At 71.6% G+C, this 23,713-nt stretch carries 28 protein-coding genes; 8 read left to right on the plus strand and 20 right to left on the minus strand.

Annotation, left to right across the window (positions count from 1 at the left end; all coding sequences use genetic code 11):
• Positions 1-12 precede the first annotated feature (12 nt).
• Complete coding sequence (locus ACH54P_RS26750; RefSeq protein ID WP_489906100.1) at positions 13-849, plus strand: inositol monophosphatase family protein; 837 nt, start codon at positions 13-15, stop codon at positions 847-849.
• Between the two features lies 1 nt (position 850).
• Here the strand turns inward: ACH54P_RS26750 and ACH54P_RS26755 are convergent, their stop codons facing one another.
• The 3 genes from ACH54P_RS26755 to menD all read right to left on the minus strand — a co-directional run bounded on the left by ACH54P_RS26755 (position 851) and on the right by menD (position 4,640).
• On the minus strand, positions 851-1,297 hold the full coding sequence (locus ACH54P_RS26755) for a DUF3592 domain-containing protein (protein WP_489906101.1): 447 nt from the start codon (positions 1,295-1,297) through the stop codon (positions 851-853).
• Positions 1,298-1,319: 22 nt separating this feature from the next.
• Positions 1,320-2,837, minus strand: a complete 1,518-nt coding sequence (locus tag ACH54P_RS26760) for a M1 family metallopeptidase (RefSeq protein WP_489906102.1) — start codon at positions 2,835-2,837, stop codon at positions 1,320-1,322.
• 117 nt (positions 2,838-2,954) lie between these two features.
• Positions 2,955-4,640: a 2-succinyl-5-enolpyruvyl-6-hydroxy-3-cyclohexene-1-carboxylic-acid synthase gene (gene menD, locus ACH54P_RS26765; RefSeq protein WP_489906103.1), complete on the minus strand. Its 1,686-nt coding sequence runs from the start codon at positions 4,638-4,640 to the stop codon at positions 2,955-2,957.
• A gap of 57 nt (positions 4,641-4,697) precedes the next feature.
• Here menD and ACH54P_RS26770 point away from each other — a divergent pair, with 57 nt between their 5' ends.
• Genes ACH54P_RS26770 through ACH54P_RS26785 form a run of 4 tightly spaced genes read left to right on the plus strand, consistent with a single transcriptional unit; the run spans position 4,698 to position 7,876 of the window.
• A complete protein-coding gene (locus ACH54P_RS26770) occupies positions 4,698-5,621 on the plus strand; it encodes a 1,4-dihydroxy-2-naphthoyl-CoA synthase (RefSeq protein ID WP_410639765.1) in 924 nt (307 codons plus the stop codon).
• Position 5,622: 1 nt separating this feature from the next.
• Positions 5,623-6,756, plus strand: a complete 1,134-nt coding sequence (menE, locus tag ACH54P_RS26775) for an o-succinylbenzoate--CoA ligase (RefSeq protein ID WP_489916649.1) — start codon at positions 5,623-5,625, stop codon at positions 6,754-6,756.
• A 51-nt stretch (positions 6,757-6,807) separates the two neighbouring features.
• On the plus strand, positions 6,808-6,954 hold the full coding sequence (locus tag ACH54P_RS26780) for a hypothetical protein (RefSeq protein ID WP_489906104.1): 147 nt from the start codon (positions 6,808-6,810) through the stop codon (positions 6,952-6,954).
• Positions 6,955-7,003: 49 nt separating this feature from the next.
• Positions 7,004-7,876, plus strand: a complete 873-nt coding sequence (locus ACH54P_RS26785; RefSeq protein ID WP_489906105.1) for a 1,4-dihydroxy-2-naphthoate polyprenyltransferase — start codon at positions 7,004-7,006, stop codon at positions 7,874-7,876.
• Here ACH54P_RS26785 and cds1 read toward each other — a convergent pair.
• The 3 genes from cds1 to ACH54P_RS26800 are packed head-to-tail and all read right to left on the minus strand — an operon-like array spanning position 7,873 to position 9,712.
• Positions 7,873-8,955, minus strand: coding sequence for an L-cysteine desulfhydrase Cds1 (gene cds1, locus ACH54P_RS26790; RefSeq protein WP_489906106.1), 1,083 nt, complete (start codon positions 8,953-8,955; stop codon positions 7,873-7,875). The genes ACH54P_RS26785 and cds1 overlap by 4 nt on opposite strands.
• Positions 8,952-9,227, minus strand: a complete 276-nt coding sequence (locus tag ACH54P_RS26795; RefSeq protein ID WP_489906107.1) for a DUF4229 domain-containing protein — start codon at positions 9,225-9,227, stop codon at positions 8,952-8,954. The genes cds1 and ACH54P_RS26795 overlap by 4 nt, the downstream gene beginning before the upstream one ends.
• Before the next feature lie 11 nt (positions 9,228-9,238).
• A complete protein-coding gene (locus ACH54P_RS26800) occupies positions 9,239-9,712 on the minus strand; it encodes an Lrp/AsnC family transcriptional regulator (RefSeq protein WP_489906108.1) in 474 nt (157 codons plus the stop codon).
• Positions 9,713-9,992: 280 nt separating this feature from the next.
• Here ACH54P_RS26800 and ACH54P_RS26805 point away from each other — a divergent pair, with 280 nt between their 5' ends.
• Both ACH54P_RS26805 and ACH54P_RS26810 read left to right on the plus strand, forming a co-directional pair.
• Positions 9,993-10,205 carry a BldC family transcriptional regulator gene (locus ACH54P_RS26805; protein WP_072474890.1) on the plus strand — a complete coding sequence of 71 codons (213 nt, stop codon included), beginning with the start codon at positions 9,993-9,995 and terminating at the stop codon, positions 10,203-10,205.
• A 150-nt stretch (positions 10,206-10,355) separates the two neighbouring features.
• A complete protein-coding gene (locus ACH54P_RS26810) occupies positions 10,356-10,541 on the plus strand; it encodes a hypothetical protein (protein ID WP_489906109.1) in 186 nt (61 codons plus the stop codon).
• 62 nt (positions 10,542-10,603) lie between these two features.
• Here ACH54P_RS26810 and ACH54P_RS26815 read toward each other — a convergent pair whose 3' ends face one another.
• From ACH54P_RS26815 to hemL, 7 genes are all read right to left on the minus strand, one after another.
• Positions 10,604-11,941: a MinD/ParA family ATP-binding protein gene (locus tag ACH54P_RS26815; protein ID WP_489906110.1), complete on the minus strand. Its 1,338-nt coding sequence runs from the start codon at positions 11,939-11,941 to the stop codon at positions 10,604-10,606.
• Between the two features lie 77 nt (positions 11,942-12,018).
• Positions 12,019-12,987, minus strand: a complete 969-nt coding sequence (gene ccsB / locus ACH54P_RS26820) for a c-type cytochrome biogenesis protein CcsB (protein WP_489906111.1) — start codon at positions 12,985-12,987, stop codon at positions 12,019-12,021.
• Between the two features lie 3 nt (positions 12,988-12,990).
• Positions 12,991-14,586, minus strand: coding sequence for a cytochrome c biogenesis protein ResB (resB, locus tag ACH54P_RS26825; protein ID WP_489906112.1), 1,596 nt, complete (start codon positions 14,584-14,586; stop codon positions 12,991-12,993).
• Positions 14,583-15,356 (minus strand): cytochrome c biogenesis CcdA family protein, encoded by a 774-nt coding sequence (locus ACH54P_RS26830; RefSeq protein WP_489906113.1) that lies wholly within the window; start codon positions 15,354-15,356, stop codon positions 14,583-14,585. Before ACH54P_RS26830 ends, resB begins: the two co-directional genes overlap by 4 nt.
• 226 nt (positions 15,357-15,582) lie before the next feature.
• Entirely contained in the window at positions 15,583-16,155 is a 573-nt protein-coding gene (locus ACH54P_RS26835; protein WP_489906114.1) for a TlpA family protein disulfide reductase, read from the minus strand.
• Positions 16,152-16,778 carry a histidine phosphatase family protein gene (locus ACH54P_RS26840; protein ID WP_489906115.1) on the minus strand — a complete coding sequence of 209 codons (627 nt, stop codon included), beginning with the start codon at positions 16,776-16,778 and terminating at the stop codon, positions 16,152-16,154. The genes ACH54P_RS26835 and ACH54P_RS26840 overlap by 4 nt, the downstream gene beginning before the upstream one ends.
• Positions 16,775-18,076 (minus strand): glutamate-1-semialdehyde 2,1-aminomutase, encoded by a 1,302-nt coding sequence (gene hemL, locus ACH54P_RS26845; protein ID WP_489906116.1) that lies wholly within the window; start codon positions 18,074-18,076, stop codon positions 16,775-16,777. Before hemL ends, ACH54P_RS26840 begins: the two co-directional genes overlap by 4 nt.
• 60 nt (positions 18,077-18,136) lie before the next feature.
• Here hemL and ACH54P_RS26850 point away from each other — a divergent pair, with 60 nt between their 5' ends.
• Positions 18,137-18,613, plus strand: coding sequence for a TspO/MBR family protein (locus ACH54P_RS26850; RefSeq protein ID WP_489906117.1), 477 nt, complete (start codon positions 18,137-18,139; stop codon positions 18,611-18,613).
• On the opposite strand, the gene ACH54P_RS26855 is transcribed toward ACH54P_RS26850, so the two are convergent.
• The 7 genes from ACH54P_RS26855 to ACH54P_RS26885 all read right to left on the minus strand — a co-directional run bounded on the left by ACH54P_RS26855 (position 18,610) and on the right by ACH54P_RS26885 (position 23,706).
• Positions 18,610-19,131 carry a hypothetical protein gene (locus tag ACH54P_RS26855; RefSeq protein WP_489906118.1) on the minus strand — a complete coding sequence of 174 codons (522 nt, stop codon included), beginning with the start codon at positions 19,129-19,131 and terminating at the stop codon, positions 18,610-18,612. The genes ACH54P_RS26850 and ACH54P_RS26855 overlap by 4 nt on opposite strands.
• 9 nt (positions 19,132-19,140) lie before the next feature.
• The gene (locus tag ACH54P_RS26860) at positions 19,141-20,343 is read right to left on the minus strand and encodes an ABC transporter permease (RefSeq protein WP_489906119.1); all 1,203 of its coding nucleotides are present in this window, start codon (positions 20,341-20,343) and stop codon (positions 19,141-19,143) included.
• Positions 20,340-21,044: an ABC transporter ATP-binding protein gene (locus ACH54P_RS26865; RefSeq protein ID WP_489906120.1), complete on the minus strand. Its 705-nt coding sequence runs from the start codon at positions 21,042-21,044 to the stop codon at positions 20,340-20,342. Before ACH54P_RS26865 ends, ACH54P_RS26860 begins: the two co-directional genes overlap by 4 nt.
• Positions 21,041-22,312, minus strand: coding sequence for an efflux RND transporter periplasmic adaptor subunit (locus ACH54P_RS26870; protein ID WP_489906121.1), 1,272 nt, complete (start codon positions 22,310-22,312; stop codon positions 21,041-21,043). The genes ACH54P_RS26865 and ACH54P_RS26870 overlap by 4 nt, the downstream gene beginning before the upstream one ends.
• Positions 22,313-22,374: 62 nt before the next feature.
• Entirely contained in the window at positions 22,375-22,713 is a 339-nt protein-coding gene (locus tag ACH54P_RS26875; RefSeq protein WP_489906122.1) for a hypothetical protein, read from the minus strand.
• Between the two features lie 13 nt (positions 22,714-22,726).
• The gene (locus ACH54P_RS26880) at positions 22,727-23,173 is read right to left on the minus strand and encodes a hypothetical protein (protein WP_489906123.1); all 447 of its coding nucleotides are present in this window, start codon (positions 23,171-23,173) and stop codon (positions 22,727-22,729) included.
• Positions 23,170-23,706, minus strand: coding sequence for a hypothetical protein (locus ACH54P_RS26885; protein WP_489906124.1), 537 nt, complete (start codon positions 23,704-23,706; stop codon positions 23,170-23,172). The genes ACH54P_RS26880 and ACH54P_RS26885 overlap by 4 nt, the downstream gene beginning before the upstream one ends.
• Between the last annotated feature and the right edge of the window lie 7 nt (positions 23,707-23,713).

The raw sequence follows: 23,713 nt of genomic DNA on the forward strand, positions 1-23,713 counted from the left end.
GACTAAGCAGGCATGACCCTCTTGTCCTCCCGGCCGCCGCGGCCCGTCGAGCCCGGCCTGCTGTCGAGGGCGCTCGAAGTGGCCGGGCGGCTGGCCAACGACGCCACCGACGTGATCACCGCGACCGCCGGCCGCGGCGCCCACCCTTCGACGCTGGACTCGCCGTTCGACTGGGTCACCGACACCGACCGGATCCTCGAGCGGCACACGCGGCGCGTGCTGACCGCCGAGTTCCCGGGCATCCCGGTGGTGGGCCACGAGTTCGGCGCCGACCACGGCGCGGACGTCGCCGAGTACCGCTGGGTGGTCGACTCGGTGGACGGCACGGCGAACTACGTCGCGGGGGTGCCGTGGTGCGCGTACAGCCTGGCGCTGGTGGACGCGGCGGGCCCGGTGGTCGGGGTGGTCGCGGACCCGTACCGCGCCCAGATCTACGCCGCGGCGCGCGGCCGGGGAGCCCGCGCGAACGGCAAACCGGTCCGGCTGACCGACCGCTGCGTGACGGCGGGCGCCCTGGTCTGCACGGAGTTCGCCCGCCGCGGCCCGTGGCCCGGCATGGGCGGCTTCATCGAACGAGCGGCGGCGGCCCACACGGGAGTCCGCGTCCTGGGCTCGGCGGCGCTGTCGATCGCCCAGGTGGCGTTGGGCCACGCGGCGGCGGCGGTGCTGCACAGCTACCACGAGTGGGACGTCGCGGGCTCGGTGGCGATGGCCATCGAGGCGGGCGCGGTGGTCCTGGACAAGCGCGGCGAGGACACGGCGTTGCCCACCGACGGCCTGCTGGTGGCGGCCCCGGGAGTGGCGGACGAGGTCCTGGGCTGGTGGCAGGAGACGGCCCACGCGGGGTGAGTCAGGCTGCTGGCGCCGGAACCTTCGCGCGCTTGTTCTGGCGCCGGATCCACCACAGCACCGGCCCGGCCACCAGCCAGGTGAAGAACACGAAACTGCCCAGCGGCAACAGCGTCAACGTCGCCGAGCGGCCCGCGACCCTGGCCAGCTCCGGGTCCGACGCGTCGTACTCGATGCGGACCAGCTGGCCCGCCGCCAGGCCGTCCGGGTACAGGACGCCGTTGGCCGGGCTGTGGACGATGCCGTCCGGAGTCTCGAAGTGGATGATCGTGCGGTCGAACGCCACCGAATCGACCGTCGCGGTCGCCGTGCCGAGCTGGGCGGCGATCGCGCCGTCGTTGCGGATCGCCGCGAACAGCAGGCACACGCACATCACGGTGAGGAGCGAGGCCACGGCGAGGGTCGACCACCACCCGACGCGCCTCGCCCGCTCACCTCTCGTGCTCACGCCGCGAGCGTAGCGGTCCTGCCTACCCGGCGTGTTCCGCGGCGAGGAACCGGTGGTTCGCCTGGATCTGGTCGTACGACTTCGGCTTCGCGGGAGCGGCCGCGGCGCGCAAAGCCGGCGCAGCGGCACCGTTCGGCCCGACCGCGGGCTTGCCCGCCGTGTACAGCCAGGTCTGGAACAGCTCGTGCAGCGGCTTGCCCGAGATCTTCTCGGCCAGCGCGATGAACTCCAGGATCCGGCCGTCCTTGCCCGCCTTCTGCGCGTGCCAGGTCTGCAGGATCCGGAAGAACGCTTCGTCGCCGACGGCGGTCCGCAGCGCCTGGAGCGTCAGCGCGCCCCGGTCGTACACGGCGTTGTCGAACTGGTTGTCCGCGCCCGGGTCCGCCGGGACGAGCTTCCACAGGTCGGCGTCGGCCGCGTTCGAGTCGTACGTGTACTGCGCCAGCTCGGCGACCGTGCCCTCGCCTTCGTGCTCCGACCACAGCCACTCGGCGTAGGACGCGAAGCCCTCGTTCAGCCAGATGTCGCTCCAGCGCCCGAGCGAAACGCTGTCGCCGAACCACTGGTGCGCGTTCTCGTGCGCGATCAGTGTCGTGTTCGAGCCCGCGCGGAAGTTCCGGGCGCCGTACGTCGGCCGGGTCTGGTTCTCCAGGGAGAACGTGATGCCGCTGGTCACGACGCCACCCTCGGCCTCGAACGGGTACGGCCCGAACTGCGTCCCGAGGAACTCGTTGATCTCCGGCGTCCGCTCGACGCTGGCCTTCGCCGCGCCCAGCGAGTCGCCTAGGTCGGCGCCGTACGCCGTGATGAACGGCTTGCCGTCGGGCGTGGTCGACTCGGTGACCTCGTACTTGCCGACGATGAACGACGTCAGGTACGTGGCCTGCGGTTTCGTGCTCCGCCACTGCCACCGGGTCCAGCCGGCGCGGCTCTTCGTCTTGCGGACGAGGGAGCCGTTGGAGATGGCAACGTTGTCGTCCGGAGCCTCGATGGAGACGTCGTAGGTCGCCTTGTCGGTCGGGTGGTCGTTGGCCGGGAACCACCACGCCGAGCTCTGCGGCTCGTCGATGCCGAGCGCCCCGAAGGCGCCCTTCTTCCACGCGTTGAGGCCGTCCACCGTCTCGGTCGACGGGACGTCGGAGTAGGCGACGACAACGGTCGCGGTCTGGCCCTTGAGCAGCGGCTGCGCCGGCGTGACGACGAGCTCGCCGTTGCCGGTCTGGTTCGCGAACTGCGCCGGCCGGTTGTTCACCCGCACGCTCGACGCCTTCAGCGCGAAGTCCAGGTCGAACCGCGAAAGGTCCTGCGTCGCGGTGAGCAGCAGCGTCGTGGTGCCCGCCAGCAGGTCGGTCGCGGGCTGGTAGGTCAGCCGGATGTCGTAGTGCAGCACGTCCGTGCCGCCGTTGCCGGCGTTCGGGTAGTAGGTGTCGCCGACGCCCGGGGCGCCGGGCGACGGAGCCGCACTGGCGGTGCCGGCGAGCAGCACCGAAACGACGCCGGCCGCGAGCGCACCGAAACCGGTGCGCGTTCTTGCACGCATTCGAATCCCTCCAACGGGTGAGGTTCAGCGCGCTCGAACGTAGCCAGCCAAGGGGGCGCCAGGTACCGGCGAAGGAAGGTTCTTACCTCCTGGGACCCGGTTCCGAAACCGCTTGACTCAGACAGCGGAGACGGCCGAAGAGACCGCCGCGCGCAGCCGGCCGTGCAGGTCGCGGTGCCGCGAACGGTCCACTCGCACCTCGACCACCCGCAGGCCCGGCGCCGGCTCCAGCGCCGCCCGGAACTCCGTCAGCGTCTCCGCCACGACGTGCGGGACGCGGTAGCCCGCGCACAGCGCGCCCAGGTCGGCGCCGTGCGGGGTGCCGAAGACGCGCTCGAAGCTCGCCGCGTGCTCGGGCGCACCCTGTTCGAGCAGCGAAAAGATCCCGCCGCCGTCGTCGTTGAGCACCACGATCGTCAGGTCGGGCCGCTGCTCGGCCGGCCCGGTCAGCAGCCCGGACGCGTCGTGCAGGAACGTCAGGTCGCCGAGCAGCGCGTACGACGGGCCCCGGTGGACGTACGCGGCGCCGATCGCCGTCGAGACCGTGCCGTCGATGCCCGCGACGCCGCGGTTGCGGTGCACGAGGACGTCCGGGCGCAGCCGTCCGGCCAGCGCGACGTCCCGGGTCGGGTTGGACGAGCCGACGACCAGCAGCGAGTCCGGCGGCAGGGCGTCCACCAGCTCGGTGGCCACCCGCAGCCCGGTCGGCCACGACTCGGCGGCCAGCAGCTCCGAAACCGCCGAAGACGCCGCCGCGTCGGCGCGGCGCCAGCTGGCCAGCCACTCCGGGTCGGCGGGCTTGGTCGGCTCGTCGAACCACTGCCCGACCTGCCGGACGTTGTGCGCGGGGGCCGGCCAGTCCGAGTCCGGGCGCACCAGCAGCACCTCGACCGAGGCGTCGGAGAGCACGTTCTGGATCTGCCGGAACACCGTCGGGCGGCCCAGGCAGAGGACCTGCTCCGGCTTGTGCCGCGCGATGAACTCCTCGACGCCCAGCAGCCACGCCCCGGACGAGATCGCCGTGCCGCCGGACAGCCCGAGGCCGCCGGTCTCCGACACCACCGGCCAGCCGTGCTGCTCGGCCCACTCGCTGGCCGCCTGGACGCCGGTGTCGCACGCGATGACCAGGCCGTGCCGCGCCGAGGGCACCACGAACGACGGAAGCGCGCCGAAGTCGGGCAGCTCGGTCCAGCGGGAGCCGTCGGGACGGCCGTCCAGGGACTCGTACCACTCGCCGGCCGCACCGCTGTCGTCCAGATCGGGCACGAGCGGCTCGCGGAACGGGATGTTCAGGTGCACCGGGCCGCAGCGCCACTCGCCGTAGGCGGCGTTCCAGGCCCGGCAGATCTGGCTGCGCCAGTACGAGTTCTGGCCGGCCCGCCGCTCGGCGACGGCCAGCTCGTCGAAGTAGCGGACGGCGTCGCCGTAGAGCTGGTGCTGGTCGATGACCTGCGACGCCCCCGCGGCCCGCAGCTCGGGCGGCCGGTCGGCGGTCATGACGATCAGCGGGACGCCGGCCCGGTCGGCCTCCAGGACGGCCGGGTGGAAGTTCGCGGCCGCGGTGCCGGACGTGCAGAGCACGGCCACCGGGCGGCCGGTGCGCGCGGCGATGCCGAGGGCGAGGAAGGCGGCCCCGCGCTCGTCGATGCGGACGTGCAGCTGGAGCTTCCCGGCCGCCGCGGCGTCATACAGCGCGATCGACAGCGGCGCGTTGCGGGAGCCCGGGCAGAGGACGACGTGCGAGACGGTGTTGCGGACGAGTTCGTCGACGATCACCCTGGCCTGCGCGGTGGAAGGGTTCACCGGCACGCCCCTGGTGCATCGAGATCGTTCATGTCCACAGGTCCTATCCTCGCAAACGTGGATGACGCCCGAGTTTCCGAGCTGTTCGATCCGGCCGCGTGGACCGAGGTCGAAGGTTTCGCCTTCACCGACATCACCTACCACCGCTCCGCTGAGAGCCGCGGCGGCAAACGCGTCGTGCGCATCGCGTTCGACCGCCCGGAGGTCCGCAACGCCTTCCGGCCGCACACCGTCGACGAGCTCTACCGGGCGCTGGACCACGCCCGGATGAGCGCCGACGTCGGTTGTGTCCTGCTCACCGGCAACGGCCCCTCGCCCAAGGACGGCGGGTGGGCGTTCTGCTCCGGTGGTGACCAGCGTATTCGCGGACGGTCCGGCTATCAGTACGCGAGCGGCGAGACCTCCGACACGGTGGACCCCGCGCGGGCCGGCCGGCTGCACATCCTCGAGGTCCAGCGGCTGATCCGGTTCCTGCCGAAACCCGTGATCGCGGTCGTGCCGGGCTGGGCGGCGGGCGGCGGGCACTCCCTGCACGTCGTGTGCGATCTCACCCTCGCCTCGGCCGAGCACGCGAAGTTCAAGCAGACCGACGCCGACGTCGGCTCGTTCGACGGCGGCTACGGCTCGGCCTACCTGGCGAAGATGGTCGGCCAGAAGTTCGCCCGCGAGATCTTCTTCCTCGGCCGGGAGTACTCCGCCGAGCAGATGCACCAGATGGGGGCGGTCAACGCCGTCGTCCCGCACGCCGACCTTGAAAAAGAGGCGCTGACCTGGGCGTGGGAAATCACCCGCAAGTCGCCGACGGCGCAGCGGATGCTCAAGTACGCGTTCAACCTCACCGACGACGGCCTCGTCGGCCAGCAGCTGTTCGCCGGCGAAACCACCCGGTTGGCCTACATGCAGGACGAAGCCGTCGAAGGCCGCGACGCGTTCCTCCAGAAGCGCGACCCCGATTTCAAGGACGTCCCCTATTACTACTGAGCTGCTCCCGGTCCACCTCGACGGCTCGCCCGAAGCGCTCGAAACGCTGAAGGCGGCCGTCGCGGACGCGCTCGGCGGCGGCCCGGCGGTGCTGCCGTTCACCGATCCCGCGCTGCGCGACGCGATGGCGCCGGACCGGCCCGCCGAGCCGGACACGGCCGTGGTCATCGCCACCTCGGGTTCGACCGGCGCGCCCAAGGGCGTGCTGCTCTCGGCCCGCGCGCTGACCGCGTCCGCCGAAGCCACGCACGCCCGGCTGGGCGGCCCCGGGCACTGGCTCCTGGCGACCCCGGCGCACTTCATCGGCGGGCTGCAGGTGCTGGTCCGGTCGCTGCTGGCCGGGACGACCCCGGCGCTGCTGACCGGCACCGGCTTCCGGCCGGACGACTTCGCCGCCGCGGCCGCGAAGCTGACCGGCGGCCCGCGGTACACGGCGCTGGTGCCGACGCAGCTGGTCCGGCTGCTCGACGACGGCGGCGCGGGCCTGGCCGCGGCGAAGACGTTCGACGCGATCGTGGTCGGCGCGGCGGCGACGTCGCCGTCCCTGCGGGAGCGCGCCGCCGACGCCGGGGTCCGGATCGTGCCCGCGTACGGGATGAGCGAGACGGCGAGCGGCTGCGTCTACGACGGCCACCCCCTCGACGGCGTCCGCGTCGACGTCTCGGGCGACCGGATCCGCATCGCCGGTGCCGTCCTCGCCCACGGCTACCGGCTCCGGCCGGACCTGACCGCGGAGGCGTTCAGCAACGGCTGGTTCACGACGTCGGACCGTGGGGTTCGTCACGACGACGGCCGCGTCGAGGTGCTCGGCCGGGCCGACGACATGATCAACACCGGTGGCGTGAAGGTGTCCGCGAACGCGATCGAGCGGTGCCTCTGCGCCCTGCCGGGCGTGCGCGACGCGTGCGTCGTCGGCCTGCCGGACCCGGAGTGGGGCGAGGCCGTGGTGGCGCTCGTCGTCCCCTCCGGCGACCCTCGCGAACCGGACGAACTGCGGGCCGCGGTGCGCTCCGAACTGGGCGCGGCGGCGACGCCGAAACGCGTCGAATACGCCGCTGAGCTGCCTCTTCGCGGGCCGGGAAAGATCGACCGGGCGGCGGTCAAAGTCCGACTTCTGTCGGGTTTGAGCGGCTGAATGGCGGCACTTCGTTGACATCTACGGGGTGCGCCCGCTTGGCTACTGACCATGACGCGCTGGATCAGAACTGCTCTCGTCAGCACCGCCGTCACGCTGGGGGTCCTCCTGCCCGCGGGCGCGGCCCTGGCCTCCGACGGCCCCTCGGTCGACCCCAACAGCGGCTCGCTCGTCTGGCAGCTGCCGACCGACGACTGACTTCCGGGTTCGGCGCCCGGGCGTGATCACCATGGCGTTGAATGGCGCCATGGCGAGCTTGAACGAGTGGATCGAAGGGGCCCGGCCCCGGACGCTGCCGAACGCGGTGGCGCCGGTGGTGGCGGGCGCCGGCGCGGCGATCGCGCTGGACGCGTTCTCGTGGTGGCGTTCGGCGCTGGCGCTGCTGGTCTCCCTCTCGCTGATCGTGGGCGTCAACTACGCCAACGACTACTCCGACGGCATCCGCGGCACGGACGAAAACCGCGTCGGCCCGCTGCGGCTGGTCGGGTCGGGCGTCGCCGCCCCCAAGGCCGTGCTGACCGCGGCGCTGGTCGCACTGGGCCTGGCCGGGGTGCTGGGACTGGTGCTCGTGGTGGCCAGCGGGCACTGGTGGCTGCTGGCGATGGGCGCGCTGTGCATCCTCGGCGCGTGGTTCTACACCGGCGGCAAGAAGCCCTACGGCTACTACGGCTTCGGCGAGATCGCCGTGTTCGTGTTCTTCGGCCTGGCGGGCGTGCTCGGCACGGTCTACGTCCAGGCCGGCCGGGTCAGCTGGGCCGCGCTGGGCTGCGCGGTCGCGGTCGGCTGCTTCTCGACGGCGGTCCTGACGGCCAACAACCTGCGTGACATCCCCACGGACATCGAGTCCGGCAAGCGCACCCTCGCGACCCGCCTCGGCGACGGCGGGACCCGGCGGCTCTACCTGCTGCTGGTGGCGGTGCCGTTCGTGCTCAGCGTGGTCCTGCAGTTCACCACGCACTCGCTCATCGCGATCACCCTGCTGAGCGCTCCCCTGCTGATCCAGTCCGTCAAGGCGATCCTCCGCGACGCGACCGGCCGCGACCTCATCCCCGCCCTCCGGGACACCGGGCTCGCGATGCTGGTGTGGGCCGTGCTGGCCGCCGTCGGCCTCAACGTCTAGCTCTCCGGGACGAACTTCCCGGTCGTCAGGAACTCCTCGAACAACGCCGTGTGCGGCGCCAGGTCCAAGCCCTGCTGGGCCAGCCATTCGTCGTTGTAGTACGTGTGCGCGTACCGCTCGCCGCCGTCGCAGAGGAGTGTCACGACGCTGCCCGCCTGGCCGTCCTCGACCATCCGGGAGATGAGCCGGAACGCGCCGTAGAGGTTCGTGCCCGTCGAGCCGCCCGCCCAGTGGCCGGTCCGCTCGCGCAGCAGCCTGATGGCCGCCAGGGAGCCCGCGTCGGGGATCCGGAACATCTCGTCGATGACGCCGGGGACGAACGACGGCTCGCAGCGCGGCCGCCCGATCCCCTCGATCCGCGACGGCATACCGGTGGCGTAGTCCAGCGCGCCGGTTTCCCAGGCGCCGTAGAACGACGAGTTCTCCGGGTCGACGACGCAGACCTTCGTCGTGTGGCGCTTGTAGCGCACGTAACGGCCGAAGGTCGCGCTCGTGCCGCCGGTGCCCGCGCCGACGACGATCCACGCCGGCACCGGGTGGCGCTCCGAGCGCATCTGCGCGAACACCGACTCGGCGATGTTGTTGTTTCCTCGCCAGTCCGTCGCGCGCTCGGCGTAGGTGAACTGGTCGAGGTAGTGCCCGCCGCACTCGGCCGCGAGCCGCTCTGCCTCGGGGTACATCGCCGGCGCCTCGTCGACGAAGTGGCACTCGCCGCCGTAGAACTCGATGAGCGCGACCTTCTCCTGCGAAGTGCGCCGCGGCACGACGGTGATGAACCGCAGCCCGAGCATGCGGGCGAAGTAGGCCTCCGACACCGCCGTGGACCCGCTGGACGCCTCGACGAGCACGGTGTCCGGCCCGATCTGGCCGTTGACGAGCCCGTACAGGAACAGCGACCGGGCCAGCCGGTGCTTCAGCGAACCGGTCGGGTGGACGGACTCGTCCTTGAGGTAAAGGTCGATGCCCCACTCCGGGGGCAGCGGGAAGACGTGCAGGTGCGTGTCGGCGCTGCGGTTGGCGTCGGCCTCGATGATCCGGACGGCCTCGCGGACCCAGCTGCGGTTGTGCGGCCTGCTCACTCCGGCTGTCCCGAAGCTTCGCCACGGAGCTGCGCGCGCAGCTCGGCGCGGGCACGGGCGCGCTTCTCGTTGCGCTGCGCCAAGCCGGCCGTGACGCGGGCGTTGAGCGGGCGGAACAGCAGCAGGCCCAGTGGCAGCCCGACGACCAGCCCGATGAGCAGGGCGACCAGCAGCGGCACGCCCACCAGGGACAGCACCCACGCGATCACCCCGACCAGCACGAACCGCGCCAGCAGGTACAGCGTCAGGTCACGGGGCAGGTTGTTCCTCACATCGACGCAGGCTACGCCCCACCTGTCCGGTCCTTCTGCAGACCCGCGTTGTTCGGGCGCCCCTCGAAGCGCGTCGAGAGCACGACGGTGGTGTTCGTCCGCCCGACGCCGGGGATGCGGCGGAGCCTGCCGAGGGTGCGCTCGAGCTCGTCGACGGTCGAGACGCGCACCTTGACGACGAAGGCCTCGTCACCGGCCACGGCGTAGCAGCTCTCGACCTCGTCGAGCTCGGCGAGCGCCGCGGCGACGTCGTCCTCGGTCGCGGTGTCGGTGGGATGGATGCTGACGAGGGCGGTGACGCCGAGACCGACCGAGCTCGGGTCGACGACCGCGTGGTAGCCGGTGATCACGCCGGCGGCTTCCAGCTTGCCCACCCGCTCGTGCACCGACGACGCGGACAGCCCGACGGCTCGCCCCAGGTCGGCGTAAGTGGCCCGTCCGTTGATGCGCAACGCTGCGATGATCTTCCGGTCCAACTGATCCACGGGGATCACTCTATGCGGTTGGACAATCCCCCATTGGCACCACGCCTCGCGGCCGGTGACCCGGCGGAACCGGATCCGGGCACCTCACGTCACCGGGGATTTAGTTGCACAGGGTAAGCAAGCTGTCCGTTTTGACCTTTAAGGGCTCTTTACTCTTGGACAACCGTTCGAGTACCCGACGGGTGAAGTGCAACGATTGCCGTGTTGGCTACCCCGGCGCGACGGGCAGAAGGCCCGGACGCCTCCCGGTATAGCAGTGAGGTCGTTAAGGAGGCGGAAAATGACCGCGACGATGGGCGGACGGCTGCTCACCCCAGGCGAGGTGGCAGCGCTGTTCCGGGTCGACCCCAAAACGGTGACCCGGTGGGCGACCGCGGGCCGGATCGGCTCGATCCGGACCCCCGGCGGGCACCGGCGGTTCCGGGAGTCCGAGGTGAACGAGCTCCTCGCCGAGCTGACCACCGACGCCAGCGAACCGGCGCGCAAGGCCTGAACCATCCGGACGCGAGGGCCGTGTCGGGTACGGGGAAACACCCCCGTCCCGCGCGGCCCTCGCGTTTTGGGTAGCACTCCGCAACACGGGTTCGGGCCGAAACCCGGCCGGAGCGGTTAACCTCGTGGGACCCACACGGAAGGATCCGGCATGCTCGCTCTGCTCGCGGCGGTCGGCGCGCTGGTCGTCGCCCTGCTCCTGTGGCGGTCGTTCGCCGGCCAGCGGGTCGGTGTCCCGTCGACCGCCCGCCGCGCCCCGATCGCCCCGGACGACGACCCCGATTTCCTGCGCCAGCTGGCCGAACAGCAGCGCAAACGCCGGGACGAAGACCTCTAGCCCGCCGTTACCTTCGCCGAACCCGGGCCCGCCGTGAACGGGCCCGGACCACCCCCGACGGCTTAGCGGTACCCCTGCGAGAGCGGGGTCGCGAAGCCGTCCGCCACGGTTGCCGCCAGGTCCAGGAGGGCCAGGCGGGTGTCGCCGGACAGGCGGTCCAGCTCGATCTCCGCGCCTTCCTCCAGGTGCGGGTCGAACGGCACCTTGCACACCGCCCGGACCTTCGCGCCGAAGTGCGCCGACAGCTTGTCGAGGTCGACCGAACCGCCCTTGGGGCGAACCGAGTTGATCACCGCGACCGAGCGTTTCACCAGCTCGCCGTAGCCGTGGGCCTCGAGCCAGTCCAGCGTCGCCGAGGCGCTGCGGGCCCCGTCCACCGAACCGGACGACACCACCACCAGCGCGTCCGCGACGTCCAGGACGCCCTTCATCGCCGAGTGCATCAGGCCGGTCCCGCAGTCGGTGAGCACGATGTTGTAGAAGTGCTCCAGCAGGTTGACCGTGCGCCGGTAGTCGTCCTCGGAGAACGCCTCGGACACGGCCGGGTCCTGCTCGCTGGCGAGGATTTCCAGCCGGCTGGAGCCCTGGGACGTGTACGACCGGACGTCGCTGTAGCGCGTGATGCGGGCCGCGTCGCGCAGGAGGTGGCGGACCGTCGCCGTGGTCTCCAGCGGGATCTTCTGGGACAGCGTGCCGCGGTCCGGGTTGGCGTCCACGGCGACCACGCGGTCGCCGCGCAGGGACGCGAACGTCGAGCCCAGCGTCGTCGTCACCGTGGTCTTGCCGACGCCGCCCTTCAGGGACAGCATCGCGATCTTGTAGCACCCGCGCAGCGGCTGGTTGACGCGCGCGATCAGGTCGCGGCGCTGGGTGTCGGCCGGGCTCTCCCCGGGGTTGATCAGCTTGCCGGTGCCGACGTAGACGGCCTTGCGCCAGCCGGACTGCGGGGGCCGCTTGACCTGCTTGACCAGGTGCGCGGTCGACAGGTCGTGGCCGTGGCCCGGCTGCTGCGGCGCCGCGTGGCGGCCGCCTTGGGGCTGCGGCAGACCGGACGGCTGCTGCTGCGGCGGGTACTGGGCCTGCGCCTGGGCGTACTGCTGCGCCGGGTCGCCGTACTGCGGCTGCAACGGCGGCAGGTTCTGGTCATAGCCGTAGGGCACCTGGTGCGGCCCCGAGACCGCCGGGTTCGGCACCTGGTGCGGGCCCGACACGGCCGGGTTGGGCGGCGGTGCGACCGCCTGCGTGGGCTGCACGTCGAACGCCCCCGACGTCTCCGGGTGCGGGTGCGAGTCCGTCCGGTCGTCGGCGAACAGCCCGGCCGCCCCCTCCGGCTGCTGCGGCGCAGCCGGTTCGGCCTGCTCGGGGCGCCCTGGAGCCGACTCTTCGCTGGGTCCGGTCACCGGTGAAAACCTCCGCGCGCTCCGCCTGACACATCAGTCCCCCGATGTCGACGGTAGTCGGCGTACCCGCGGGAGGCTCAGCCCACCCCGGCGTAGGAGTGCAGGCCCGCCGTGACGAGGTTCACGAAGAACAGGTTGAAGATGATCGCGGCGAACCCGACGATGTTGATGGCCGCCGCCCGGGCCCCGCGCCAGCCCGCGGTCGCCCGCGAGTGCAGGTAGGCCGCGTAGACGACCCAGGCGATGAACGCGACGGTCTCCTTGGGGTCCCAGCCCCAGAACCGGCCCCACGCGGACTCGGCCCAGACGGCGCCGCAGAGCACGCCGAAGGTGAACACCGGGAAGGCGAAGATGGTGGTCCGGTAGGCGATCCGGTCGAGGACGTCGGCCGCGGGCAGCTTCGAGGCGAATCGGGCGAACTTCGTCTCGTCCTTCTCGTACGCCGCCCGGAACAGGTACAGCACGCTGGCCACCCCCGGCACCAGGAAGACACCGGACCCGATGATGGCCGCCGAGACGTGGATGACCAGCCAGTACGACTGCAGCGCGGGCTGCACCGGCGCCGCGATCGTGTACAGCAGCGTCCCGTTGACGAACATCAGGATCACGACGGGCAGCAGCAGGAAGCCGGTGAGGTGCCGGACCGGGAACTTGGACATCACGATCAGCCAGGTGACCACCGTGATGAAGGTGACCGCCATGCCGTACTCGTACATGTTGCCCCACGGCGCGCGGTGCACGGCGAGCCCGCGCAGCACGATCGCCGACAGCTGCAGCAGCGCGCCGAGCACGAGCAGCGACGCGCCCATCTTGCCGATCCGCTCGGGACGGCCGACCTCGCGCTGCGCGGCCTGGGCCTCCTCGATCGGCGGTCCGCCGGCGCCGACGAGCTCGCGCGCCCGGAGTTTGGCGCGCTCGGTGGCGAGCCGGCCCTTGGCGCCGAAGCCCTGCTCGACCAGCGTCATCATCAGCGCGACGACGTAGATCGCGGCGGCGGTGGTGTACAGCCAGTCGCTGTACTGCGACAGCGTCTCGTTGATCGGCATGCCTCAGCCCTTCTGACCACTGATCAGGCGTTCACTGACCCGGTGGAACTCTTCGCCGTACCCGGCCTGGTCGGTGCGGGCCAGCCCGGCGACCTCGATCACGGTACCCGGGTCGTCCTCGGTCCCCGGCTTGACCCGCACCCACAGCCGGCGGCGCTTGACCAGCAGGGACGCGCCAAGGCCGAGGAACATCGCGATGGCGAACCCGAGCACGAACCCCTGCGTCGGGTCGTGGGAGACCTGGAGGGAGACCCAGTCGCCGACGCCGTCGAAGCGGACCTTCGTGCCGTCGTCGAGCTTGATCTCCTGACCGACCTTCAGGTTCTCGCGGGCGACCTTCTTCAGCCTGCCGTCGTCGATCAGCGACTGGTCGACCTCGAACACCGACTGGCCGCGCCCGGCGTCGAGGCCGAGGTCGCCGCGCAGGATGTCGACGGCGACGGCGGGGTCCTTCGCCTCGGGCGCCGACGACGTCAGGACGTTGCCGTGCAGGAACGACGTCGGTGCGAACAACCCGGTGATGGCCAGCTGGCGGGTCCGCCGCTGCACCTCGTCGGTGATGCCGGGCTGGTCGAACTTCGTCGCGCCCTCGGCGAGCATCGTGGTCGGGTCGACCGTGCGCCACTGGGTGTTCAGCGTGCGCTGCGAGCCGTCCGGGAAGGTGACCGTGAACTTCGGCGAGTAGCCGTGGCCCAGCAGGTAGACGCGGTCGCCCGCGGTGCGCAGCGGCGAGTTGACCTCGAGGCCGTACGGGCGCCAGGTGCCCGTCTCGAGGTCCTGGCCGGACTGGTACTCGATGTTCGAGTGGTAGTAGTCGGGCTGGCCCGACTCGGTGTAGCGCGCGGTGAAGTCGTTGACCTTCACGCAGAACGGCTCGAGGTCGGTGCCGTCGACGCGCAGGCCCGCGTTGAAGGAGTCGTAGTTGTAGATGCCGGCGTTGCAGAAGCTGTCGCCGTCGGCCTGGACGATGACCTGGCCCTCGTAGCCGTAGAGCTTGCCGAGGGCGAAGAACACGATCAGGCCGAGCATGCTGAAGTGGAAGATCAGGTTGCCGGTCTCGCGCAGGAACCCGCGTTCGGCGGAGATCGTGCGGACGCCGCCGGCTTCCTCGCGTTCGACCCGCCGCCAGCCGGACAGGTGCTTGTGGACGGCCGCGATCTCGGCGGCGACGTCGGACCGGCCGCGGCCGAGCCGGTAGTGCGGCATCCGCGCGAGGTTGCGCGGGGTCAGCACCGGCTTGGCGCGCATCGCCTTGACGTACTCGAAGCTGCGCGGGGTCAGGCAGCCCACGAGCGAGATCATCAGCAGCAGGTAGATCGCCGAAAACCAGATGCTGGAGTAGACGTCGTAGAACTCGAGCTTGTCGAGCAGGGTGCCCCACCAGCCGTGCGCGGCGATGTATTCGTCGACCTTGGGGGCGTTGAGCTTCCGCTGCGGCAGGAGCGCGCCCGGCAGCGCGGCCAGGGCGAGCAGGAACAGCAGGACGAGCGCGGTGCGCATCGACGTCAGGCCGCGCCAGGTGTTGCGGATGAAGGCGAACGTGCGCTTCGCGGGCGTCGGGCCTTGCGGGGTCACCGGGGGCGCTTCGGTCGTCGTCACAGCGGCAGCCTCAGGTCGAGGGCGAGTTCGTTGCGCAGCCAGCCCATCAGGTCTCCCCACACGCCGGTGACCAGCAGGATGCCGACGATCATCAGCAGCACGCCGCCGAAGATCTGCACCTGGCGGCCGTGCCGTCGCACCCAGTCGGTGGCGCGCACGGCCCAGCGGGCGCCGAGCGCGATGAGCAGGAACGGCAGCCCGAGGCCGAGGCAGTAGACGGCGATCAGCAGGTAGCCGCGGGCTTCGGCCCCGCCGGTCGCGCTGGCCAGCGTGGTGACGGCCGACAGCGTCGGGCCGATGCACGGCGTCCAGCCGAGGCCGAAGATCGCGCCGAGCAGCGGGGCGCCCCAGACGCCGCCGCGCGGGACGTGGTGCGAGCGGACCTCGCGCTGCAGGCCGGGGATCCAGCCGAGGAAGACGAACGCCATGGCGATGGTGAGGACCCCGCCGATGCGTTGCAGGATGTCCTGGTTGAGCGTGAGGGTCGCGGTCAGCCAGACGAGCGTGCCCAGCGTGGCGACGAACACGACGGTGAACCCGAGCACGAACAGCAGCGCGGCCCCGACGACGGCCCAGCGGCCCTGCTTGCGCTCCTCATCGGCGCTGACGGCCGGGGCGTCCGCGCCCACGAGCGCGGCGAGGTACGCGAGGTACCCCGGCACCAGCGGCACCACGCACGGCGAGGCGAAGGAGATCGCTCCGGCCAGCAGCGCGACGCCCGCGGCGAGCAGCAGCGGCCCGGAGATCGCCAGCTCGGTCACGGAGTTCACCCCGTTGAGGGTAGGCAGTGAGGTCCTGGTGAGAACGCCGGGGCCGGTTCACAGGACCTCGGTCACAGCAGATCAGGACCTTGGTCCCGCCCGCCCGATCAGAAGTGCGGTTCGACGCACGGACGGCCGCGCAGGCGTGGCCGCTGTCCGTCTTCTCCCAGCCTTCGGCCCAGAGCACCGACCCGTTCGGCAGGTCGGCCCCGGGGAAGGGCGGGGGTGCTCGGCTTCAGCCTTGTTCCGCCACCAGGCGCTGGGTGACCGGGAGCAGGTCCTGGGCCAGCACCTGACGCAGGAAGACCGCCGCCACGCGGTGCTGTTCGTCCAGGACGAGCGTCGACGGGATGATGTTGCGCGGGTAGCCGCTCAGCTTGAGCAGCACCCGGCCGTCCGGGTCGTAGATCGACGGGTACGTCAGCTTCCGGTCCCGCACGAAGTCCTGCGCGACGTCGCGCGCCGGGTCGCGGACGTCGATGCCCACCACCTGGACGCCCGGGGCCTGCTTCGCGAGCGACTCCAGCTCCGGCACCTCCGTGCGGCACGGCCCGCACCACTGGCCCCACAGGTTGAGGACCACGACCTTGCCGGGGAAGTCCGCCAGCGACAGCTGCTTGCCCTCGTTCATCAGGTCGTCGCCGGCCAGCACCGGCGCCGTCTGGCGCTGGGCGACGTCGTAGGTGATGTCGACCTTGCCGCCCGGGGAGACGAAGCTGAAGCTGCTCCCCTGCACCACCGCGTCCTTGCCCGCGCTGCACCCGGCGAGCGCCAGCACGGCCACGAGCCCCAGCGCCAGCCGCTTCATGCCCCGGTCACCTTCGGGTCGGTGGTGCCCGCCGGCTCGCTGTAGACGATCTCGCGCAGCTCGTCGCCGTCGAAGACGAGGCTGGTCAGCGACGCCAGCGAGCACTGGCGGCGCCGCGGGTCGTGCCAGAGGCGCTTGCCCTCGAGGAACCGCCGGAGCGTCCAGATCGGCAGCTGGTGCGACACGCACAGCGCCTCGTGCCCCTCGGCCGCCTCCCGCGCCCGGTGGACCGCGCCGAGCATCCGGTGCGCGATCTCGACGTACGGCTCGCCCCACGACGGCTTGAACGGGTTGACCAGCTTCGGCCAGTGCTTCGGCTCGCGCAGGGCGCCGTCGCCGACCGCGACGTGCAGACCTTCGAACTGGTTGCCGGCCTCGATGAGGTCCTTGTCGGTCGCGACGTCGAGCCGGTGCGCGGCCGCGATCGGCGCCGCCGTCTCCTGCGCCCGCTGCAGCGGCGACGCGACGACGTGCACCAGGTCGTGGCCCGCGACGGCCTCCGCGACCGTGAGCGCCTGACGCTGGCCCCGCTCGGAGAGCCGGTAGCCCTCGAGACGGCCGTACAGGATCTTCTCGGGGTTGTGGACTTCGCCGTGACGCAGCATGTGGACGACGGTGGTCACTGGACGGCTCCAGCCGCCGCGCGCGCCGCCGCGGGCAGAGCCGCTTCGATCACCGAGAACGCTTCGTCGTCCATGGCCGCGTTGACGAACCAAGCCTCGTACGCGCTCGGAGGCGCGTACACGCCTCCGTCGAGCAACGCGTGGAAGAACGGCGGGAACCGCCACGTCTCGGACGCCTGCGCGCCGGCGTAGTCGCGTACGGGCGCCTCGCCGAAGAAGACGCTCACCAAGTTGCCCGCGTACTGCACGTTGTGCGCAACCCCCGCTTCGCTCAGCGCGGCGCCGAAGAGGTCTCCGAGGCGCTTCGCGTTGGCGTCGAGAGCCGCGTACACGGCGTCGTCGGCCGCGCGCAGCGTCGCGAGGCCCGTGGCGACGGCGACGGGGTTCCCGGACAGCGTCCCGGCCTGGTAGACCGGCCCGCCCGGGGCGAGCTTGGCCATGACGTCGGCGCGGCCGCCGAACGCCGCCGCCGGCAGCCCGCCGGACATCACCTTGCCGAAGGTGTACAGGTCGCCGGCCACGCCTTCGAGGCCGAACCAGCCCGCACGCGAGACGCGGAACCCGGTCATCACCTCGTCCATGACCAGCAGTGCGCCGTGCTCGTGGGCGAGGTCCCGCAGGGCGGCGTTGAAGCCCTCGTCGGGCGCGACGGCGCCCATGTTGCCGGCCGCGGCCTCGGTGATCACCGCGGCGATCTCGCCCGGGTTGTCCACAAAGGACTTCCGGACGGCGTCGAGGTCGTTGTAGGGCAGCACCAGCGTGTCCGCGGCCTGGGCGCCGGTGACGCCCGGTGACGTCGGCAGCCCGAGCGTCGCGACGCCGGAGCCGGCCTGGGCGAGCAGCGCGTCGACGTGACCGTGGTAACACCCGGCGAACTTCACGATCTTCGACCGGCCGGTGAACCCCCTGGCCAGCCGGATCGCGCTCATCGTGGCCTCGGTGCCCGAGTTGACCAGGCGGACCCGTTCGACCGGTTCGACGCGGCCGATGATCTCCTCGGCCAGCTCGACCTCGCCGAGGGTCGGCGTGCCGAACGACAGCCCGGACGTCGCCGCCGCGCGCGCCGCCTCGACCACCGCCGGGTGCGCGTGCCCCAGGATCATCGGTCCCCAGGAGGAGACCAGGTCGACGTACCGGTTGCCGTCGGCGTCCCACAGGTGGGGGCCCTCGCCGCGGACCATGAACCGCGGGGTGCCGCCGACCGAGTTGAACGCCCGGACCGGCGAGTTCACCCCGCCCGGGATGGCTGCCTTCGCGCGTTCGAACCACGCCTTGGACTGCTCGGTTCCAGTGCTCACGACTTCAGTCTCCCAAACCCGCTTAAGATGGCGGGCAGCCGCCCGGGAGGGGAACAGCCGGTGACCGAACGTGTCTCGCACCGCAACCCGTGGCTGGTGCTGGCCGGCTTCCTCGGCCTCGTCGCCGTGGTGGCCGTGGTCGGCGCCCTGGCCGCGACGTCGGCGAAGGACGTCTACGCGCGGCTCGAGCAGCCGCCGTGGGCGCCGCCCGCCTCCGTGTTCGGTCCGGTGTGGACGGTGCTCTACGTCACCATCGCGGTGTCCGGCTGGCTGTACTGGCGCACCGACGGCGAGACCCGCGGGTTCGCCGCGTACGGCATCGGCCTGCTGTTCAACCTGCTCTGGACGCCCCTGTTCTTCGAAGGCGGCGCGGCCAGGGCCGCCTTCGCCGACATCGTGCTGCTGGACGTCGTCGTCATCGTGACGATCGTCCTGTTCGCCCGCCGTTCGAAGCTCGCCGCCGTGCTGCTGGTGCCCTACCTCGCGTGGATCCTCTTCGCGACGGCGCTCAACGGCGCGGTCATCGCGCTCAACTAGCGCGCCGCCTCCTGGGTGATGGCCTGCGCGGTCACCGTCCCGTCCTCGTCCGCCTGCCCCTGGACCACGACGGTCGAGCCCGGCTTGAGGTCGGACAGCTTGCCCTGCTGGGTCACCCCGACCGTGGTCGAGTCCGATGTGGACACCTTGACGTCGGTGCCCTGCGCGGTCTTGACGTACACCGTGGTGCCGTCGACGTGGTCGACCGTGCCCGTGGTGCCGCGGCCGCCGGCGCCCCGGAAGCCGCCGCCTTGGCCGGTGCCCGCCGCCTGGCCGGTGCCGCCCTGGGTGCCGCCGGCCTGCCGGCCGGGCGTCGACGGGGTCGACGAGCCGAACGCCGCGTGCGTCCAGGCGCCGCCGCCGAACGCGATCGCGAGGACGACGAGCCCGGCGAGCACCAGCGTCGTGCGGGAGAACGGCTTCGCGGCGTGGCGCATCTCGGCGTTCAGGTCGCCGTCGACCGCCGGGCTGGCGATGATCTCCTCCGCGTTCGGCGGGGTCGTGGTGGACGAAGACATCGGGACTCCTTATTCGTGACGCAGGGCGTCGATCGGCCGCAGCTTGGCGGCCCGGTTCGCCGGGAAGCTGCCGAAGAACAGCCCGATCAGGGCGGATACCGCGAAGGCGAGCAGGATCGACGACGGCACCACGACGGGCTTGATCCCGGAGATGGTGAACCGGCTGCCGACCAGCCCGATCGCGACGCCGAGCAGCCCGCCGAACAGGCTGAGCATGGTCGCTTCGGCGAGGAACTGGCCGAGGATGGCCGAGCGCGGGGCGCCGATGGCCTTGCGGATGCCGATCTCGCGGATCCGCTCGGTCACGGTGACGAGCATGATGTTCGTGACGCCGATGCCGCCGACCAGCAGCGAGATCGCCGCGACCGCGGCCAGCAGCACGGTGAACGTCTCGGTCGCCGACGTCCGGGTCGCGAGCAGCTGCTCGGAGTTCTGGATCTGGTAGTCGGCGGTGCCGCCGAGCCGGATGCCGTGGCGGGCGTTGAGGATCGCGGTGATCTCGGACTGGGCCAGCGAGACGGAGTCGGCGCTGGTCGCATGGACGGCGATCTGGCTGAGGCTGCCGTAGCCGGCCAGGGAGTTCTGGACCGCCGAGATGGGCGCGATGGCGACGTCGTCGGCGTTCTGCAGCCCGGTGCTGCCCTTGGCCTGCAGCACGCCGACCACGGTGAACTGGATGCTGTTGAGCAGCACGTTCTTGCCGACCGGCTCGGCGGTGCCGAAGATCGACTGCGCGGTCGTCGGGCCGAGCACGACGACCTTCCGCGCGGCCGTGACGTCTTCGCCGCTGAACAGCCGGCCGTCGGCGATCTCGCGGTTCGTGGTCGTGAAGTACGCGGGTTCGGTGCCCGCGACGCTGGAGATGTCGTAGGACGTCTGCCCGTAGGTCGCGGTCGCCGTGGTGTTGACCACGGGCGACGCGGCCTTCACGTCGGGAGCGCCGACGGGGTCGACGAGCGCGTGCGCGTCCTGGACGGTCAGCGGCCGCGCCGACGCGCCCTGCCCGCCGCCGCGCGCCGGGGAGACGTTGACGACGTTGGTGCCGAGGCCCTGGATGCTGGCCGCGATGGCCGCCGAGGCGCCGTTGCCGACCGCGACGAGCAGGATCACCGCGGCCACGCCGATGGTGATGCCGAGCGTGGTGAGGGCCGAGCGCAGCTTGTTCGCGGTGAGCCCGCGCACGGCGAAGCGCAGGATTTCGAGGAGGTTCACGTGAGCGCTCCGACCGCGCGGGTGATCTCGTCCGACACGATGAGGCCGTCGTCGACCCGGACGACGCGGCGCGCGTGCTCGGCGACCTCGTCCTCGTGCGTGATGACGACGATGGTGCGGCCGAGCCGGTTGAGCCGGTCGAACACGCCGAGGACGTCCTCGGTGCTGCGGCGGTCGAGGTTGCCGGTCGGCTCGTCGGCCAGCAGCATCGCCGGGCCGGTGACCAGCGCCCGCGCCACCGCGACGCGCTGGATCTGCCCGCCGGACAGCTCGCTCGGCAGGTGCTTGGCGCGGTCGGACAGCCCGACCATGTCGAGCGCGGCGAGGGCGCGCCGCCGCCGTTCCGACCGGCGGAGTCCACTGTAGACGAGCGGCAGTTCCACATTGGACAACGCGGACGTCCGCGGCACGAGGTTGAACGACTGGAAGATGAAGCCGATCTTCCGGTTGCGCAGCAAGGCCAGCTGCCGTTCGTTGAGCTTGCCGACGCCGAAGCCGTCGAGCAGGTACTGGCCGGACGTCGGGACGTCGAGGCAGCCCAGCATGTTCAGCAGCGTCGACTTGCCCGAGCCCGACGCGCCCATGATGGCGACGTACTCGCCGGGCCACACGGTGAGGTCGACGCCGCGCAGCGCGTGCACGGCCGTCTCGCCCGCGCCGTACGTCTTGCGCAGCCCGGAGACCGCGATGACCGGGTTCATCCGCGTCCGCCGAAGCCGCCGCCCGTGCGGGTCCCGGTGCCGCCGCCGGGGAAGCCGCCGGTCCCGCCGCCCGGGAACCCGCCGGTGCCGGTCCGGCCGGTGCCCGTGGTGCCGGTGGCGGCCGTCGCGGTGAGCACGACGTTCTCGCCCTCGGTCAGCCCGGAGGTGATCTGGACCGTCGACTCGCCGCGGATGCCGACCTGGACCTGGCGGGTGACGTTCTGGCCGTTCTCCTGCACGGTGACGACGTTGGTGCTGCCGACGGTCTGCACCGCCGCGGCCGGCACGCTCAGCGCGTTCTCGGCCGAGGCGACGGTGATGACGACGCTCGCCGACTGGCCGGGCCGCAGCCCGTCCGGCGGGTCGGTCAGGGCCAGCTGCGCACCGTAGGACACGACGCTGCCGCTCGTGGTCGGGGTCAGGTTGACGCTCGAAACGGTCGCCTGGATCGGCTTGTCCGGCAGCGCGTTGAGCGTCACCGTGGCCTTCTGGCCGGTCTTGACCTTGCTGACGTCGATCTCGGCGACCGAGGTGTCCACGACCAGGCCGGTGAGGTTCGTGATGGTGATGAACCCGCTGCCGGAGCTGCTGCTGGTGGCCGCGGCGCTGTTCGAGGAACCCTGCCCGCCCTGGCCGCTGCCGCCGGCCGACTGCGAGCTGCTGCTGCTGCTCGAGGCCGAGCCGCTGGAGGACTGCTGCCCGACCGAGCCGTTGATCGCGGTGACCGTGCCGGCACCGGGCGCGTAGAGCGTCGTGTTGTCGAGCGCCTCCTGCGCGGTCTGGACGTCCAGCTCGGCCTGGTCCAGCTTCGCCTGCGCCGAGGTGACGCTGTTCGCCGCCGACTGGGTGCTGTTCTGGCTGTTCTGCCCGGTGGCGGGGGTGTCCTCCGCCGTCTCCGCGGTGTCGAGGCTGTCCTGCGCGACCGCCAGGTTCGCCTTCGCGACCTGAAGCTGCTTCGCGGCCTGGGTGCTGTCGACGGTCGCGAGCTTCTGGCCGGCGCTCACGACGTCGCCGACCTTCACGTCGATCGAGGTGACCTTGCCGGCCGTCGCGAAGTTCGCCGCGCCGGTGTAGCTGCTGGCGAGGGTCCCGGCGGCGGAGATGGTCTCGGTGACCGTCGCGCGGCGCACCGGGGTGCTGCGCGTCTGCGCCTGCGCCGAGCTCGGTTCGGGGCTGAACGCCTGGTATATCCCGAATCCCGCCCCGGCCAGCAGTACGACCAGAGCACCGTTGATCACCCATGCCTTCGAGGCACGCACGCGCGTCATGCGGCAACCATCGCGGCGCCGCTTAGCAATTGACTGTTGGTTGCCTGTGCGGGAGCTGTGTATCAGGCGGTGGGTTTGGGCCTGCGCGCACGGACCGCGAGCGCGAGCTGACGCACCGCGTCGACCAGCAGAAGCGCGGCCAAGGTGCCCAGCCCGATGGCGGCCGCGAGCGAGCCCCCGAAGTACCGGTGCGACTCGAGGACGGCGCCGTCCTCGGTCCGGGTGACGACGGTGGCGACCCCGCCGTGCCAGCAGGCGTAGGCCGCCCACCCGGCGGCGACGGCGAGCACAACCTCCACCACGGCGACCACCGCCCGCCACGGCTTGTGCAGCCGAGCACGCGGGCCAGTGTCATCCGGCGGCCAGAGCTCGGCCCCGGTGGGCTGCGGAAGGTCGATCACAACGGCGATTTTCTCATGCTTCCCGCGGCGTCGCCCGGACGAGCCGGTCGAGCGCGTCCTGCAGGGCCTCGACGTCCTTCGCCCAGGCGAGCACCACCGTGCCGTCCGTGAGCCTCACCGGGAGTGAGTCGTACTTGCGGGGCACCGACCAGCCGCCCCCCAGCACCCGGGCGCCGACCGGGGTGCCGACGTCCGTCACCGAAGCCAGCTGGTCGGCCGGGACCTTCTCGCGGCCCTGGCGCAGCTGCGTCGTCGTCACTTCGAGCGACAGGAACCGGCGCCGCGCGTACACCCACGGCACCGTGATCACGCACAGCCCGACCCCGACCAGCAGCCAGCCCACGACGTGCACCGGGCCGCCGGTCGCCAGCTCGGCCAGGGCGCCCACCAGCGCGAACACCGGGCCCCACACGAGCGCGGTCCAGCTCACGCCGGACTCGGCGTAGAGCCGCTCGCTCACGGCTTCTTGCCCACCTTCGGGAAGTAGGCCGGCGCCGTGTACAGCAGGAAGATCGCGACGATGAACACCAGCAGCGCGATGATCGTCAGGAAGTTGATGATCGGCGCGATCACGAAGATCAGCAGCACCATCACGATCGGCAGGATGGTGAGCACCGTCCGGGCCGAGCGGGTGCCTTCGCGGGCTTTGTACGCGAAGAGCATGAAGAGCAGCACGAAGATGATCGAGCCGAACAGCATGTACCACAGCCGCGACGTGATCCCGTCCGCGATCGTCTGCGGGGAGTACTTCGGGTCCTTGGTCGTCTCGATGACCTGCGCGATGATCGCCGACTTGCTGCTGAGCAGCTGGACGTAGCTGAGGATCAGCAGCACGCCACCGGCGAGCCACAGCCAGAACGACCACTTCACCGCCGTGGGCGGGGTGGCCTTCGGCGCCTGCTCGCCCGGCATGACCGGATCCGGCGCGCCGCCCAGCTTGCGGCGTTCGTCATCGGTCAGACCCGTGCGGTCTTCTTTGTCGTTCTCGGCCACGCGTGGA

Source organism: Amycolatopsis sp. N2S4-7, assembly GCF_058119595.1.

Excerpts from the sequence above, each read along its gene's own strand:
- ACH54P_RS26750 (WP_489906100.1), top strand. The coding sequence starts at position 13 with ATGACCCTCTTGTCCTCCCGGCCGCCGCGGCCCGTCGAGCCCGGCCTG.
- ACH54P_RS26760 (WP_489906102.1), bottom strand. The coding sequence starts at position 2,837 with ATGCGTGCAAGAACGCGCACCGGTTTCGGTGCGCTCGCGGCCGGCGTC.
- ACH54P_RS26780 (WP_489906104.1), top strand. The coding sequence starts at position 6,808 with ATGACGCGCTGGATCAGAACTGCTCTCGTCAGCACCGCCGTCACGCTG.
- ACH54P_RS26785 (WP_489906105.1), top strand. The coding sequence starts at position 7,004 with ATGGCGAGCTTGAACGAGTGGATCGAAGGGGCCCGGCCCCGGACGCTG.
- ACH54P_RS26805 (WP_072474890.1), top strand. The coding sequence starts at position 9,993 with ATGACCGCGACGATGGGCGGACGGCTGCTCACCCCAGGCGAGGTGGCA.
- ACH54P_RS26810 (WP_489906109.1), top strand. The coding sequence starts at position 10,356 with ATGCTCGCTCTGCTCGCGGCGGTCGGCGCGCTGGTCGTCGCCCTGCTC.
- ccsB (WP_489906111.1), bottom strand. The coding sequence starts at position 12,987 with ATGCCGATCAACGAGACGCTGTCGCAGTACAGCGACTGGCTGTACACC.
- ACH54P_RS26835 (WP_489906114.1), bottom strand. The coding sequence starts at position 16,155 with ATGAAGCGGCTGGCGCTGGGGCTCGTGGCCGTGCTGGCGCTCGCCGGG.
- ACH54P_RS26855 (WP_489906118.1), bottom strand. The coding sequence starts at position 19,131 with ATGTCTTCGTCCACCACGACCCCGCCGAACGCGGAGGAGATCATCGCC.
- ACH54P_RS26865 (WP_489906120.1), bottom strand. The coding sequence starts at position 21,044 with ATGAACCCGGTCATCGCGGTCTCCGGGCTGCGCAAGACGTACGGCGCG.
- ACH54P_RS26870 (WP_489906121.1), bottom strand. The coding sequence starts at position 22,312 with ATGACGCGCGTGCGTGCCTCGAAGGCATGGGTGATCAACGGTGCTCTG.